The 14,672-nt window shown below is 72.7% G+C and carries 14 protein-coding genes; 9 read left to right on the top strand and 5 right to left on the bottom strand.

Translation table 11 applies throughout. From position 1 onward, the window contains the following. The first annotated feature begins 200 nt into the window (after nt 1-200). Together AC1Q7O_RS10020 and AC1Q7O_RS10015 are read left to right on the top strand one after the other, a co-directional pair. Nucleotides 201-395 carry a heavy-metal-associated domain-containing protein gene (locus tag AC1Q7O_RS10020; protein ID WP_492658886.1) on the top strand — a complete coding sequence of 65 codons (195 nt, stop codon included), beginning with the start codon at nt 201-203 and terminating at the stop codon, nt 393-395. Between the two features lie 83 nt (nt 396-478). Beyond that, nucleotides 479-1,792 (top strand): HD-GYP domain-containing protein, encoded by a 1,314-nt coding sequence (locus tag AC1Q7O_RS10015; protein ID WP_492658887.1) that lies wholly within the window; start codon nt 479-481, stop codon nt 1,790-1,792. Between the two features lie 16 nt (nt 1,793-1,808). On the opposite strand, the gene AC1Q7O_RS10010 is transcribed toward AC1Q7O_RS10015, so the two are convergent. From AC1Q7O_RS10010 to AC1Q7O_RS09995, 4 genes are read right to left on the bottom strand one after another with little or no spacing between them, the layout of a single operon-like run. Next, nucleotides 1,809-4,037, bottom strand: coding sequence for a xanthine dehydrogenase family protein molybdopterin-binding subunit (locus tag AC1Q7O_RS10010; protein WP_492658888.1), 2,229 nt, complete (start codon nt 4,035-4,037; stop codon nt 1,809-1,811). A gap of 10 nt (nt 4,038-4,047) precedes the next feature. After that, a complete protein-coding gene (locus AC1Q7O_RS10005) occupies nt 4,048-4,503 on the bottom strand; it encodes a (2Fe-2S)-binding protein (RefSeq protein WP_492658889.1) in 456 nt (151 codons plus the stop codon). A 59-nt stretch (nt 4,504-4,562) separates the two neighbouring features. Beyond that, nucleotides 4,563-6,932, bottom strand: a complete 2,370-nt coding sequence (locus AC1Q7O_RS10000; protein ID WP_492658890.1) for a hybrid sensor histidine kinase/response regulator — start codon at nt 6,930-6,932, stop codon at nt 4,563-4,565. After that, on the bottom strand, nt 6,929-8,554 hold the full coding sequence (locus AC1Q7O_RS09995) for a FecR domain-containing protein (protein WP_492658891.1): 1,626 nt from the start codon (nt 8,552-8,554) through the stop codon (nt 6,929-6,931). The genes AC1Q7O_RS10000 and AC1Q7O_RS09995 overlap by 4 nt, the downstream gene beginning before the upstream one ends. A 78-nt stretch (nt 8,555-8,632) precedes the next feature. On the opposite strand from AC1Q7O_RS09995, the gene AC1Q7O_RS09990 reads away from it, so the two are divergent. Then, nucleotides 8,633-8,914, top strand: coding sequence for a hypothetical protein (locus AC1Q7O_RS09990; RefSeq protein ID WP_492658892.1), 282 nt, complete (start codon nt 8,633-8,635; stop codon nt 8,912-8,914). Here the strand turns inward: AC1Q7O_RS09990 and AC1Q7O_RS09985 are convergent. Beyond that, nucleotides 8,900-9,595, bottom strand: coding sequence for a TetR/AcrR family transcriptional regulator (locus AC1Q7O_RS09985; protein ID WP_492658893.1), 696 nt, complete (start codon nt 9,593-9,595; stop codon nt 8,900-8,902). The two genes, AC1Q7O_RS09990 and AC1Q7O_RS09985, sit on opposite strands and share 15 nt — an antisense overlap. A 151-nt stretch (nt 9,596-9,746) precedes the next feature. On the opposite strand from AC1Q7O_RS09985, the gene AC1Q7O_RS09980 reads away from it, so the two are divergent. From AC1Q7O_RS09980 to AC1Q7O_RS09955, 6 genes are all read left to right on the top strand, one after another. Then, entirely contained in the window at nt 9,747-11,354 is a 1,608-nt protein-coding gene (locus AC1Q7O_RS09980) for a carboxyl transferase domain-containing protein (RefSeq protein ID WP_492658894.1), read from the top strand. A 76-nt stretch (nt 11,355-11,430) separates the two neighbouring features. Next, complete coding sequence (locus AC1Q7O_RS09975) at nt 11,431-11,745, top strand: type II toxin-antitoxin system VapB family antitoxin (RefSeq protein ID WP_492658895.1); 315 nt, start codon at nt 11,431-11,433, stop codon at nt 11,743-11,745. Next, complete coding sequence (gene vapC / locus AC1Q7O_RS09970) at nt 11,732-12,142, top strand: type II toxin-antitoxin system VapC family toxin (protein ID WP_492658896.1); 411 nt, start codon at nt 11,732-11,734, stop codon at nt 12,140-12,142. The genes AC1Q7O_RS09975 and vapC overlap by 14 nt, the downstream gene beginning before the upstream one ends. 8 nt (nt 12,143-12,150) lie before the next feature. Next, nucleotides 12,151-12,687, top strand: coding sequence for a GNAT family N-acetyltransferase (locus tag AC1Q7O_RS09965; protein ID WP_492658897.1), 537 nt, complete (start codon nt 12,151-12,153; stop codon nt 12,685-12,687). Beyond that, nucleotides 12,684-13,889: an alpha/beta hydrolase family protein gene (locus tag AC1Q7O_RS09960; RefSeq protein WP_492658898.1), complete on the top strand. Its 1,206-nt coding sequence runs from the start codon at nt 12,684-12,686 to the stop codon at nt 13,887-13,889. The genes AC1Q7O_RS09965 and AC1Q7O_RS09960 overlap by 4 nt, the downstream gene beginning before the upstream one ends. Continuing rightward, nucleotides 13,886-14,671: an enoyl-CoA hydratase/isomerase family protein gene (locus AC1Q7O_RS09955; RefSeq protein WP_492658899.1), complete on the top strand. Its 786-nt coding sequence runs from the start codon at nt 13,886-13,888 to the stop codon at nt 14,669-14,671. The genes AC1Q7O_RS09960 and AC1Q7O_RS09955 overlap by 4 nt, the downstream gene beginning before the upstream one ends. Nucleotide 14,672 lies beyond the last annotated feature (1 nt).

Raw genomic sequence — 14,672 nt, 5'->3', positions numbered from 1 at the left:
AGACACGCGGGGCTTGTGGCCCCGGAAAGTCGCGCATGCTAGGGTTGCCCCGCAGGGGTGCCAGGGCTTGCCACCCCCCAAAGTCCCCCGTGTCCGGGACGCGTCACCCCGCATCCGGGCCCCGCCATCCCCCAGGTGAACGACATCCATTTGTACGAGTCGGTAACAAACGGTGAATGCGCCGCGGCTAGGATGGCCGCATGCATCACTTCACGCTGCCCGACATGAGCTGCGGCCATTGCGTCGCGGCCATCACCGAAGCCCTGCAGGCCGTGGACGCCCAGGCCCGCATCGCCATCGACCGCGACCGCAAGACCGCCGACGTCGACAGCACGCTGCCGCGCGAGGCGCTGGCCGCCGCGCTGGCCGAGGCCGGCTACCCGCCCGCGCCCTGAGCGCCGCGGCGGGTCGGTTGTGGCCGGCCGCGCGCCGGCCGAGAATTCGCCGACAAGAACAAGGCGTCCACCCCACCGCGGTCATGCCCCAGAACGCGCCCCACAGCGGTGAAGTCAACCCGCACTACCTCGACCACCTCGTCGCCGCGGCCGACACGCAGGACGTCGAGGCCACCGAGGACATCGTCTCCGGCAACGGCGTCAAGCTGCTGGCGCGCGGCGCGCGCATCGACGCCACGACGCGCGAGCGGCTGCTGGCGCACAAGCTGCAGCGGCCGCTGGAGCAGTGCATCGGCGTCAGTGGTGGCGTCACGCCGGCGCAGATCGGCCTGCTGGCCGAGGCGCTGCTGGACGAGCATCCGCTGCTGGCCGCGCTCGCCCGCGACGAGCGCGCGCTGCCGCTGCAGCAGTCGCTGCCGCGCGTCAGGATCTCCCCGGCCCAGCAGTCGCTGCTGAGCCTGTATGCCCGCCAGCAGACCGACCGGCTGCGCCACGCGGTGTGCGTCGCGCTGGTGGCCAAGGCGCTGGCGCGGCGGCTGCTGCCGGGCGACGTGGACCTGCACCGGCGCATCGCGCTGGCCGGCCTGCTGCACGACGTCGGCGAGCTCTACCTGCCGCCGGCCTTCCTGCAACGCGGCCAGCCGCTGCAGGCCGAGCAGTGGCGCCAGATCGTCAGCCACCCGGTCATCGGCCACCGCGTGCTGCGCGACCTGGACGGCGGCGGCCCCGAGCTGGCGGAGCTGGTGCTGAACCACCACGAGCGGCTGGACGGCTTCGGCTACCCGCGCGGGCTGCAGGGCGAACAGTTCACGCCGCCGTCGCAGGCGCTGGCCGTGGGCGAGTGGCTGGCCGGACTGATGGAGCACGGCCATGCGGCGGGCATCCACGCCAGCATCGCCGCCAAGCTCATCCCGGGCGAGTTCGGCGACGCGGCGCTGGACCTGCTGCGCGCCGCCGCGCGCGCCAGCGGCGCGTCGTCACGGCTGACCGACGCGCGCGCCTCGCTGGCCGACATGCTGCCGCAGGCCCACTACGTCGTGGAGGTGCTGGCGCGCTTCCGCGTTGCGCGCGGCAGCTTCGACGACCGTCTTGCCGACGCCAGCGCCGAGCTGCGCCACCTGGTGGCGCTATGCCGGCACCGGCTGCAGCAGCTGCAGGCGTCGTTCAGCAGCGCCGGGCTGGACGCCCACGACCCCGAGGCGCTGGTGGAACAGCTGGGCCAGGGCAGCGCAGGGCTGCACCAGGAGCTGCTGTCGCTGCTGCGCGAGTTCCACTGGCGCATGGGCGAGATGGAACGCGAGGTGCTGCTGCGGGCCCATCAGATGAGCCCGCAGGATCAGCACCTCGTGCAGCAGATGCTCGCGACCCTCAAGGGCACGTTGCCGGCCGGGGACTGAGCCCCGGCCCTCAAGTTCACGCGAAGCGGAACGGCAGCTCCCGCTGGCGCTGGCCGGTCAGCCGGGCCACGGCGTTGGCGAGCGCCGGCGCCAGCGGCGGCAGGCCCGGCTCGCCCATGCCCTTGGGCGGGTCCATGCTGGGCACGATGCTGACGGTCATGACCGGCGGCGCGTCGGTGATGCGCGGCATGGCCATGTCGTAGAAGTTGTTCTGCTCCACGACGCCGTCCTTGAACGTCACGCGGTGCGTCGGCATCGTCGTGCCCAGCGCCATGATGGCGGCGCCCTGCACCTGCGTCTCCACGGCCTTGGGGTTCACGCAGAGGTTGCAGTGCACGCCGGCGTGGACTTCCTGCAGCACCGGCTGGCGATCCTTGCCCTTGCCCTTCAGGCTGGCGACGACGACGTAGGCGACGACCGACTCGAAGCTCTCGTGCACCGCCACGCCCCAGGCCTGGCCGGCCTTCAGCTTGCGCTTGCCGTAGCCGCTCTTGTCGACGGCCGCCTGCAGCGCCAGGCGATGGCGCCCGGCCTTGGCGTTGCCTTCCATCAGCTTGAGCCGGTAGGCCACCGGGTCCTGCTTGGTGGCGAACGCGATCTCGTCGACCAGCGTCTCCATCACGTAGGCCGTGTGCGTGGAGCCGACCGAGCGCCACCACAGCACCGGCACGTTGACGTCCGGGTGGTGCACGCTGAGGTTCATCGGGAACTCGTAGGGCTCGCGCATGCCCTCGGTGGTCGTGCCGTCCACGCCCTTCTGGTAGCCGAAGCCCTCCAGCGGCGAGCCCTTCAGGATGCTCTGGCTGACGATGCGGTGCTGCCAGCCGGCGATGTTGCCCTTGGCGTCGAAGCCGATCTCGGCGCGGTGCACGGTCATGGGCCGGTAGTAGCCGGCCTTGATGTCGTCCTCGCGGCTCCAGATCACCTTGACCGGCATGGGCTTGCCGGCCTGCTGCAGAGCCACCGCGACGGCGGCCGCCTCGCGCGGCCATTCGCTCGTGGGCACGGCGCGCCGGCCGAAGCCACCGCCGGCCATCTGCACGTTGATCTGCACCTGCTCGGGCTTGAGGCCCACGGTCTTGGCCAGCGCCATCGCGTCCAGGCCGGGCATCTGCGCGGCGTAGTAGACGTCGCAACGGTCGGCCTTCAGGTCCACCGTGCAGGCCAGCGGCTCCATCTGCGCGTGGTTCAGGTAGGGGAAGACGAAGTCGGCCGTGATCTTCTTCGGCGCCTTGCTCCAGGCACTCACGTCGGCCTGGAACTCGGGCTTGGGCGCCGGCGTGCCGGCGGTCTTGGCCAGCGCCAGGTACTGCTTGGTCAGCGCAGCGGTGTCGGGCTTGCCGACGCCGGCCAGGTCCCAGTCCACCTTCAGCGCATCACGGCCCTTCTTGGCGGCCCAGTAGCCGCTGGCGACCACCGCCACGCCCTGGCCGCCGCGGTCCAGCGGCACCGGCAGCACGGCCTTCACGCCCTTGACCTTCAGCGCCTCGGTGGCATCGAGCTTGGCGACCTTGCCGTTGAACACCGGCGGGCGCTGGATGACGGCCACCGCCATGCCGGGCAGCTGCACGTCCATGCCGTAGGCCTGCGTGCCCGTGCTCTTGGCCTGGGCGACCACCAGGCCGGTGGGCTTGCCGATGAGCTTGAACGTCGACGGGTCCTTCAGCGTCACGGTCTCGGGCACCGTGCCCTTCATGGCCGCGTCGAAGAACTCGCCGTAGCCGGCGCTCTTGCCGCCGCCCGAGATGACCCCGTTCTCGGCCTTCAACGACGACGCCGGCACGCCCCAGCGCTCGGCGGCGGCAGCCACCAGCATGGCCTTGGTGCGCGCGCCCAGCTCGCGGTATTGCTGGAAGCTGTTCTTCACCGAATTGGAGCCGCCGGTCAGGTGCATGCCGAACAGCGGGTCCACGTAGGCGCCCTTCTGGTCGCCGAAGCCGGTGCGCACCTTGCTCCAGTCGGCCTCCAGCTCCTCGGCGCAGATCATGGCCAGGCCGGTCTCGATGCCCTGGCCCATGTCCATGCGGTTGCACAGGATGGTCGTCGTGCCGTCCTTGGCGATGGTGACGAAGGCCAGCGGCTGCTCGGTGGGCTTGGTGCCGGGCTTGGGCGCCTGCGCGGACGCGATGCCGGGCAACAGCGCCAGGCCGACGGCGCCGCCGACGGTGGTGGTGACGAAGCTGCGGCGGGACACTCCAGTGGAGCCGCCGGTCAGCACTTGATCGATACGACGTGGGTTCAGCATGTCGCGCTCCTCAGGCCAGGGCCGCCGCGGCCGCATGGATGGCGGCGCGGATGCGGGTGTAGGTGCCGCAGCGGCAGATGTTGCCGGCCATGGCCTCGTCGATCTGGGCGTCGGTCGGCTTCTTGTTGGCCTTGAGCAGCGCCGTGGCGCTCATGACCTGGCCGCTCTGGCAGTAGCCGCACTGCGCCACGTCGTGGGCCACCCAGGCGGCCTGCACCGCCTGGCCGACCTTGTCGCCCGCCAGGCCTTCGATGGTGGTGACCGGCGCCTGGACGCTGGAAATGGGGGTCATGCACGCGCGCACGGGAGTGCCGCCGACGTGCATGGTGCAGGCGCCGCACTGGGCGGCGCCGCAGCCGAACTTGCTGCCGGTGAGCTGCAGCTCCTCGCGCACGGCCCAGAGCAGGGGCATGTCGGGGTCGGCATCGAGCGAGACGGCGCGGCCGTTCACGTTCAGGTTGATCATGGGGGGCCTTCCGGGTGTGGGGAGCCGCGGACTCTAGCCAGAAGCGGCTTCCCAGTACATCACTCGGGCTTTGCGTACTTGGCCAGCGCCTGCAGCAGCGCCGCCAGGCTGAGCGGCTTGGTCAGGTGGGCGTCGCAGCCTGCCGCCAGCGACTGCTGCACGTCGGTGTCGAAGGCGTTGGCCGTCAGCGCGACGATGGGCGTGCGCGGCCGGCCCTCGGCGGCCTCGGTGGCGCGCCACTGCCGCGTGGCGGCCAGGCCGTCCAGCACCGGCATCAGCATGTCCATCAGCACCAGGTCGAAGCGGCCCTCGCGCAGCGCGGCCAGCGCCTGGGCGCCGTCGCGCACGCGGGTGACGCGGTGCCCCAGCGGCACCAGCATGCCCTCGATGACCAGCACGTTGACATCGTTGTCCTCGGCCAGCAGCAGCGCCAGCGGCCGCGACGGCGCGACGCGCTCGGCGCGCAGCTCGGCCAGCTCGTCGCGCGGCGGGTGGGCGTCGGGCAGGTCCAGCGTCACGTCGAAACAGCTGCCCTCGCCCGGCGTGCTGCGCACGCCGACGTCGCCACCCATCAGCCGCGCCAGGCTGCGCGTGATGGACAGCCCCAGGCCCGTGCCGCCGAACTCGCGGGCGATGGACGCGTCGGCCTGCTCGAAGGGCTGGAAGATGCGCTCCAGCCGGTCCGGCGCGATGCCGATGCCGGTGTCCTGCACGCGGATGTGCACCCGCCCCGGGTCGTCGCGCGACAGTTCCACCGTGACGCCGCCACGCTTCGTGAACTTGATGGCGTTGCCGACGAGGTTGGTGACGATCTGCGCGACGCGCTGCGGGTCGCCCAGCACCCAGCCGGTGGCCTCGGTGCGCGCGAACGCGCGCAGCCACAGGCCCTGGCCCTGGGCGCGCTCACGCAGCAGCTCCAGCTGCAGGTCCACGAGGTCCATCAGGTTGAACGGCTGCGAGGCCAGCTCCAGCCGGCCGCTCTCGATGCGGGCGTTGTCCAGCAGGTCGTTGATGAGAGCGAACACCTGCCGGCCGGCGTGGCCCAGCACCTCCACGTAGTGCGCCTGCTGGGGGCTGAGCGGCGAACGGGCCAGGATGTCGGAGAAGCCCAGCACGGCATTCATCGGCGTGCGCATCTCGTGGCTGACCTGCGCCAGCAGCTCGGTCTTGGCGCGGCTGCGCGCCTCGGCCAGTTCGCGCTCGCGCGTCAGCTCGCGCTCGCGGGCGCGGGTCTGGCGCTCGTGCTCCACGGCCGTCAGCAGCAGCGCCAGCGCCAGCGCGTACAGCGCCGGCGCCGCCAGCGGCAGCACGCCCAGCCGCACGCCGCCCCAGGCCGCCAGCGTGATGCCGGCCACCGCCAGCCCGGCCGCCAGCGCCTGGTGGCGCAGCCACAGCGGCAACGCGGCCAGCGCCAGCAGCAGCGCCGTCAGCGCCCAGGCCGCGGCGCCGCGCTCGCGCAGCAGCGGCGCGGGCTCGGCGCCCAGCGCCTCGAACAGCGCGGCGTTCAGCGCCGTGCCGCTGAGCCGGCCCTCGGGCACCATGACCTCGTCGGCGAAGAAGGCACTGCTGCCGACGAAGACGCTGCGCCCGGCCAGCTGCGCCGCCAGCTCGGCGTCGTCCGATTCGCCCAAAGCGGCGCGCATCAGCCGCTGCCAGCTCACGCGCGGCAGCTCGCCGCCATCGGGCGGCAGGCGCAGCCGCAGCCGGGCCTGCTCGTCCACGGGCCAGCGGCGCGCGCCGGCGATGAGATCGCCGCCCTCCAGCCGCCAGCCCGGCGCGCCGTCGGCCCGCAGCCGCGCGGCCAGCGCCAGGCTGGGCAGCGAGCGGCCCTGCACCTGGTGCAGCAGCGGCAGCCGGCGCAGCAGGCCGTCGTCATCCAGGCCGGCCGAGATGACGCCCAGGCTGCCACGCGCGCTCAGCGCGTCCAGCAGCAGGTCGGCCGGCATCGTCAGCCCGGCCCAGCGCCGGCCCGCCGGCGCGCCGCCCAGGCGCTGCAGCGCGGCCTCCTCGGCCGTGGACATGGGCGCCAGCTCCAGCGCCGCGCGCTGGCTGGTGGCCAGCCCCGCGGCGGCCAGCACGACGGGCGGCGAACCGGCCAGCGCCTTGGCGAAGCGAGCATCGCCGTCGCGCGGGCCGGCAAAGACGATGTCCATGACCACCATCTGCGCGCCGGCCTGGCGCAGGTAGTCCAGCATCAGCGCATAGACCTCGCGCGAGTACGGCCACTCGCCCAGCGGGCCGCGCAGCGCGCGCAGCGACGCGTCGTCGATGTCCACGACGACACTGCCGGCCGGGCCCGGTGCGGGCGCGGCGGCGCGCACCAGCAGGTCGCCCAGCGCGCGGTCCACGCGCGGCTGCGCGCCGAGCAGCGTCAGCGCGCCCCACAGCAGCAGCGCCGCGGGCAGGGCAAGCCAGGGCCAGCGTTTCAAAGCACGGGCACGAGCAGCAGCGGCAGCAGCCACAGCCAGCGCGGGTACGGCACCTCGATCATCTGCGTCTGGCCCCAGGGCCCGGCGGCGCCGGCCGCGTTGACGCTACGGGCACGCAGGAAGTACTTGCCCCAGGACGGCTTGGGCATCGCGATCTCGGGCTTGTCGGTCGCGAAACGCTGCACGTCGACGCCGTCGAACGCCTCGGTCTTGCTCCATTCCAGCTCGTAGCGGGCGACGCCCTTGTCGGCGCGCCAGCGCAGCTTGAGCTGGTCGCCGCTGAGGTCGGGCTCGGCCGGCGGCGGCGCGGGCGGCGGGGGCTGGATCTCGAAGGCCTGCGCATCGCCGAACGGGCCGGCGCGGCCACCGGCCTCCACCGACGCGATGCGCCAGTGGTAGGCGCCATCGGGCAACTTCGCCTCGAAGCCGGCGGCGGCGAGGGGCGGTGGCTGTAGCACGAGGTCGGTGAAACCGGCGTCGCGCGCGATCTGCAGCCGCACGTCGGGCGCGGCGGTGTTGCGCGTCCAGGCCAGCGCCATCGCGCCGTTGTAGCTGACGGCGCCCGGCGCCGGCGACTGGATGAACGGCGGCTCGGGGCGGGCCTGCAGAGCCACGTCGGCATCGGCGGCCGCGCCTTCCTGGCCGCGGGCGTCGATGGCGCGCACACGCAGCGTGTAGTCGCCGTCGGCCAGCTCGCGCGCCTCGCCCCAGGCGGCGGCGGGCTCGCTGACGCGGGCGTCCAGCAGCAGGCGGTCGAAGTCGCCCTTCGGGAACAGCTGGGCCCGCCACGCCACGGCGCCCGCCGGCGACGCGGCCCAGGCCAGCCGCAGCGGCAGGCGCTCGGCGGTGCGCGGCAGCGCGCGCAGGTCGGGTGCCGGCAGCAGCGGCGCGACGCTGCGCGCCGTGCCCTCGGCCAGCAGGCCCTGGCCGGCAGCGACGTCGGGGCCCAGGCCGTCGGCATGGACGGCGCCGCTGAGCACCTGCAGGCGGCTTTGCGCGCCGACCGCCTGCACGCGGAACTCGGTGCCGCGCACGCCCAGGTTGACGTGCGGCGTGCGCAGCTCGTACAGCGGCACGCGCTGCGCGTTGGGCGCCACGCGGCTGTCGGCGCCGCCCCGGGACAGGCCCAGCCGCACGGCCGGAATGGCGCCACGGCCCAGCACCATCAGCTGCTCCAGCGCGACCTCGCTCTCGGGCGGCACCAGCAGCCGCGAGCCGTCGGCGAAGCGCAGCGACGCGCTGGACTGGGTGCCGGTGCGGATCACATCACCGCTCTGCAATGACGCACCCGCGGCCAGCGCCTCCGCGGCCGCGCCGCGCTGGCGCCGCACGTCACCGCGCACGAACGTGGCTTCGGCGACGCTGGCCTCGCGCCTCAACCAGGCGATGGGCATGCGCAGCGTGCTGCCGGGCTTCAGGCGCAGCGGGTCGGGCACGCGGTTGAGCTTCTGCAGGTCGCGCCAGCTGCGCGGCGTGCTGAGCCAGGCGTCGGTCAGCGTGATCAACGTGTCACCCGGCTGGATGACGTAACGCCAGTCGGCATCGGCCGCCTGCGGCTGCGCACGCGCCCCGCCCGCCAGCGCGAGCACGCCGGCGGCCAGCCAGAGCTTCAGTCCGTTCATGTGAGCCCTCCCACTCCCCTGCAGGAAGGCGCATGGTAGCGATGCCCGAAAATGCCGCGAGCTTTTCGAGGAGGGTCCATGGTTGCGTTCCCGGACTTCGTCGCCTGGCTGCGCCGGCACCGCGGCGCCTGCTTCGCGCTGATGACGCTGTGCTTCATCGTCTTCGGCCTGCTGACGCTGGACCTGGTGCGCATCGTCAGCGCCAATGCAGCCTTCCTCGCCGACAACGGCTGGCAGGGCCTGCTGGACGGCGGCCTGCGTCAGCTGCTGGAACTGCTGGCCAGCTGCGTGGGCGCGATGGCGGCGTGGCTGCTGTTCAAGGTCTGCGAGACGGTGCTGGTGCAGTCACTGACCCGCTAAGGCCGCCTGCAGCTGCGCACGCAGCCGGCGCAGCTGCTGCAGCTCCCGGTCGGGCGCCTGCAGCGCCGGCCACAGCAGCGCCACGAGATCGCGCGCGCTGGCCTCCACGTCGATCTGCCGGCCGGCCACGACGACGTCCCACAGCATGTGCTCCATGGGCCCGAACACCAGCGAGCGCAGCAGCCGCAGCGGGATGTCCTGGCGCACCTCGCCGGCCTGCTGGCCGCGCGCCAGCAGGTCCATCAGCGGCGCGGTGTAGCGGCGCTGCAGCTCGACGAAGCCTTCGCCGAGGTCCTGGCCCTTGGTCCGGCCTTCCGACAACACCAGCGCGCACAGCCCCGTGCCCTGGATCAGGAACAGCCGCAGGTGGGTCAGCACGATGAACTCCAGCTGCTCGCGCACCGGCGCCTCGCGCGGCAGGCCGGCCTCGATGGCCGCGATGATCTCGTCGTACCAGTCCTGGATGACGCGCATGCACAGCTCGCGCTTGCCGCGGAAATACGTGAACACCGTGGCCTCGGAGATGCCCAGCCGCTGCGCGATCTCGGTGGTCGTCGCGCGCTCGTAGCCGCGCTCGGCGAACACCTCGCGGCCCACGCGCAGCAGGTCGCGCACGCGCTGCTCGGCCTTGGGGCCGACGGGCGAGCGGCGCTGGGGAGGCGTGGCGGCGAGCGAGGTCATGGCGGTCACATTCTGCGCAACTATTGAGGATTACTCAAGTCGGCGTTGCATCCATGTTCCCACTGGATTATTCTGGCGCGCCTCAAACGGCTCACGAGGCCGTCATTCAATAAATTGAGCCTTGCTTAGTCAAGGCTCGCCGGGAGACACCATGCCGGTCCTGACCACCCAGCTCAACCCCCGCTCGGCCGATTTCAAGGCCAACGCCGACGCCATGCGCGGGTTGATCGACGACCTCAATGCCAAGCTGGCCCAGATCGCCCAGGGCGGCGGTGAGGCCGCGCGCGCCAAGCACACCGCCCGCGGCAAGCTGCTGCCGCGAGACCGCGTGGAGATGCTGCTGGACCCGGGCACGCCGTTCCTCGAACTGGCGCCGCTCGCCGGGCTGAACCTCTACGACAACGCGGCGCCGGGCGGCGGCGTCGTGGCCGGCATCGGCCGCGTGTCGGGTGTGGAGTGCGTCATCGTCTGCAACGACGCGACCGTGAAGGGCGGCACCTACTACCCCATCACCGTCAAGAAGCACCTGCGCGCGCAGGAGATCGCGCAGCAGAACCGGCTGCCCTGCATTTATCTCGTGGACAGCGGCGGCGCCAACCTGCCCAACCAGGACGAGGTCTTCCCCGACCGCGACCACTTCGGCCGCATCTTCTTCAACCAGGCGAACCTGTCCGCTGAAGGCATCCCGCAGATCGCCGTCGTCATGGGCTCGTGCACGGCCGGCGGTGCCTACGTGCCGGCGATGAGCGACGAGACCATCATCGTGAAGAACCAGGGCACCATCTTCCTGGGCGGCCCGCCGCTGGTGAAGGCCGCCACGGGCGAGGTCGTCACGGCCGAGGACCTGGGCGGCGGCGACGTGCACACACGGCTGTCCGGCGTGGCCGACCACCTCGCCAACAACGACACGCATGCGCTGGCCATCGCCCGCCAGTCGGTCGCGCGGCTGAACTGGACGAAGGCCAACCCGCTGGCGATGCAGACTCCGAAGGCGCCCGCGCACGACACAGCCGAGCTGCACGGCGTGATCCCCACCGACACGCGCAAGCCCTTCGACGTGCGCGAGGTCATCGCCCGCATCGTCGACGGCTCGGCGTTCGACGAGTTCAAGGCCCGCTATGGGCAAACGCTGGTGTGCGGCTTCGCGCACATCGAGGGCATGCCGGTGGGCATCGTCGCCAACAACGGCATCCTGTTCGCCGAGAGCGCCAACAAGGGCGCGCACTTCATCGAGCTGTGCTGCCAGCGCAAGATCCCGCTGGTGTTCCTGCAGAACATCACCGGCTTCATGGTGGGCCGCAAGTACGAGAACGAGGGCATCGCCCGCGCCGGCGCCAAGATGGTGACGGCGGTGGCCTGCGCCGCTGTGCCGAAGTTCACCGTCATCATCGGCGGCTCGTTCGGCGCCGGGAACTACGGCATGTGCGGCCGCGCGTACAGCCCGCGCTTCCTGTGGATGTGGCCCAACGCGCGCATCTCGGTGATGGGCGGCGAGCAGGCGGCCAGCGTGCTGAGCACGATCCGCCGCGACGCGATCGAGGCCAAGGGTGGCGCCTGGAGCGCCGAGGAGGAGGAAGCCTTCAAGGCGCCGCTGCGCCAGCAGTACGAGGACCAGGGCCACCCGTACTACGCGTCGGCGCGGCTGTGGGACGACGGCGTCATCGACCCGGCCGACACGCGCCGCGTGCTGGCGCTGGGCCTGAGCGCGTCGCTGAACGCGCCCATTCCCGACACGAAGTTCGGCGTGTTCCGCATGTAGCGCCACCCACGGGCGCGCCCGGCATGCCGGCGCCCCAGGCGTATCATGCACACAAAGCAGCCACTTCATACACATCATGCGCACCAACATCGACATCGATGACGACTTGATGGCCCGCGCCATGGCCGCAGGCCCCTTCAAGACGAAGAAGGAAGCCGTGGAAGCCGGCCTGGCCCTGCTGGAGCGCCAGGCCGCCTACCGCGAGATCCTGAAGTGGAAGGGCAAGCTGCAATGGGGCTGGGACGACGGCGAGCCGCGGCTGGACGGCCAGCCCAACATCGTCCGCGCCGCGGAGCCCGACGCGCCGTACCGGCCGGCCACAGCCGCCAAGCCCGCCACCAAGGTGGCCGCCAAACCCGCGGCGAAGGCGGCGCGCCATGGTCGTCGTTGACAGCGGCGTCTGGATCGACCTGTTCACGGGCCGGCAGAACGGCGCCGTGGCAGCGCTGGAACGCCTGTTGAAGGACGGCCAGACCCGCCTCGTGCTGCCCGACCTGGTGGTATTCGAAGTGCTGCGGGGCTTTCGCAACGAGGGCGACCTGCGCGTCGCCCGCTCGCTGTTCGCCGCCCTGGAGATCGACACGCTGGGCGGCGCCGACCTCGCCCACAGCGCGGCCGATCACTACCGCCGCCTGCGCCGTCTGGGCCTGACCATCCGCAACGGCATCGACAGCCTGATCGCCACGTTCTGCATCGACAGCGGCTTCGCGCTGCTGCACCGCGACCGCGACTACGACGCCTACGTGGAACACCTGGGCCTGCAGGCCTGGCCGCACCTCGACAACTGAGCCGCCCGATGATCGTCATCCGCCCCCTGCACGCCGCCGACAGCCTGGACGCGCTGACCGCGCTGCTGCACACGTCCTACGCGTCGCTGGCCGCGCAGGGCTGGAACTTCACCGCGGTGGACCAGCCCGTGGACGTCACCCGCGACCGGCTGGCCGGCGCGCAGGGCTTCGTCGCCGAACAGGGCGGCCGCCTCGTCGGCACGGTGGCCGTGCGCGGCCCCAAGCCCGCGGGCGAGACCTACATCGCCGACGCGCCGCCCGCGCTCTACACGACGCCCGGCACCGCCATCCTGTCGCAGCTGGGCGTGCACCCCGACTGCCGAGGCCAGGGCGTGGGCGAGCAGCTCATAGCCGCCGCCGAGGCCTGGGCTGCCGGGCAGGGCTTCACGCAGATCGCGCTGGACACCGCCGAGCCCGCCACCGCGCTACGCCGCCGCTACGAGCGGCGCGGCTACCGCACCGTCGGCGGCGTGCAGTGGCAGGGCAAGACCTACGCCAGCGTGCTGATGGTCAAGGCGCTGGCCGCGCCGGAGGCCGTGGCATGAAGTGGCTGCTGACCGCCTGCCTCGTCGGCGCGGCACTCGCGCACGCGCAGCCGCCCGCCCCCGCGGCCTCGGCCGCCTCCGCGCCCGAGCGTCTGCAGGCGGATGTGCGCGAAGCCATCGTGCGCGTGCCGGCCCGCGTGGTGGATGCCTTCGGCAAGCCGGCCGAGGGCGAGTTGCTGGTCACCACCTTCCGCCCCGCGGGGCCGGGCCCGTTCCCGCTGGCCGTCATCAGCCACGGCCGCGACCCCGACAAGCGCGCCGAGTACAAGCGCCCACGCTTCGAATCCGCCGCACGCTACTTCGTGCGCAAGGGCTTCGCCGTGGCCGTGCCGCTGCGCCTGGGCTACGGCGAACTGGCGGGCGCGGGCGACCCGGAGAACAGCGTGTCCTGCGACGCGCCACGCTACGGCGCCGCGCTGCACGCCGCCGCGCAGCAGATCCTCGCCGTGCGCGACGCCCTGGCCCGCCAGTCGGACATCGACGCCAGCCGCACGGTGCTCGTCGGCGTGTCGGTGGGCGGCATTGCGACGATCGCGGCCACGTCGGCCCATGCGCCGGGCCAGGTTGCCGCGATCAACTTCGCCGGCGGCCACGGCGGCAACCCGGAGAAGCGCCCCGGCTCACCCTGCCAGGCCGACCAGCTGCGCCGCCTCTACCGCGCCTATGCCGAGAACAACGCGGCCGCCGGGCCGGCCACGCCGACGCTGTGGCTCTACGCCGAGAACGACCGCTTCTTCGGCCCCGCCCAGGCCAGCCGCTGGGCACGCGCCTACGCGGATGGCGGCGGCGCCGTGGACCTGCGCCTGCTGCCCGCGCACGGCGAGGACGGCCACAAGCTGTTCACGGCCGGCAACGACGTCTGGCAGCCGCTGGTCGACGCGTTCCTGAAACCGCAGGGCTTCGACCAGCCCGGCCGCATCGCCGCGCCCGAGCCGGCGCAGCCGCTGACCGGCGAGGCCAGCGCGCCCGCCGGCGCGAAGGCGGGGCAGCTCGCCGGCTTCCAGAAGTTCCTCGCCGCCCAGGCACCGCGCGCCTTCGCCACCGACGGTGCCGGCCACTGGGGCTATGCGCAGGGCGACGACGCGCTGTCGCGCGCGCTGGCCTTCTGCCAACGCAACATCGCCGTCACCGCCGACGGCACGCCGGCCACGTCCTGCCACTTCCACGCGGTCGATGACGCCCTCGTCCGCAGCACGCCATGACCTCTCACCTCACGCTGGCCCGCCACGGGCACATCGCCCGCGTCACGCTGAACCGCCCCGACGTGCGCAACGCGTTCAACGAGGCGCTGATCGCCGAGCTGACCCAAGCCTTCACGACGCTGGCCCAGGACCCGACGCTGCGCGCCGTCGTGCTGGCCGCCGAGGGCAAGGCCTTCTGCGCCGGGGCCGACCTGAACTGGATGCAAGCCATGGCCGGCTATTCGTGGGAAGAAAACCATGCCGACGCCACCCGCCTGGCCGACATGCTGTGGGCCCTCTACAGCTGCCCGGTGCCGGTGGTCGCCCGCGTGCAGGGCGACGTCTACGCCGGCGGCGTGGGCCTGGTGGCCTGCGCGGATGTCGTCGTCGCCGTGGACACCGCGGGCTTCTGCCTCAGCGAAGCCCGGCTGGGCCTGCTGCCCGCCACCATCGGCCCCTACGTCGCGCGCGCGCTCGGCGAGCAGGCGTCGCGCCGCTACTTCGTGACGGCCGAGCGCTTCGGCGCCGCCGAGGCGCAGCGGCTGGGCCTGGTGCACGAGGTCGTCGCCGCCGACGCGCTGGATGCCAAGGTCGACGAGCTCGCCGCCGCCATCACCGCCAACGGCCCCGCCGCCGTGCGGGCCTGCAAGCAGCTGGTGAAGGACGTGGCCGGCCGCGAGATCACGCCCGCGCTGCGCGACGACACCGCGCGCCGCATCGCCGACATCCGCGCCAGCGCCGAAGGCCGCGACGGCGTGCAGAGCTTCCTGGCCAAGCGCAAGCCGGGCTGGCTGGCGGGCTGAA

It is taken from the genome of Roseateles sp. GW823-FHT07B05, from assembly GCF_058794515.1.
The sequence above is the reverse complement of the archived record's forward strand: the minus strand, read 5'-3'. Positions and strand labels throughout refer to the sequence as shown.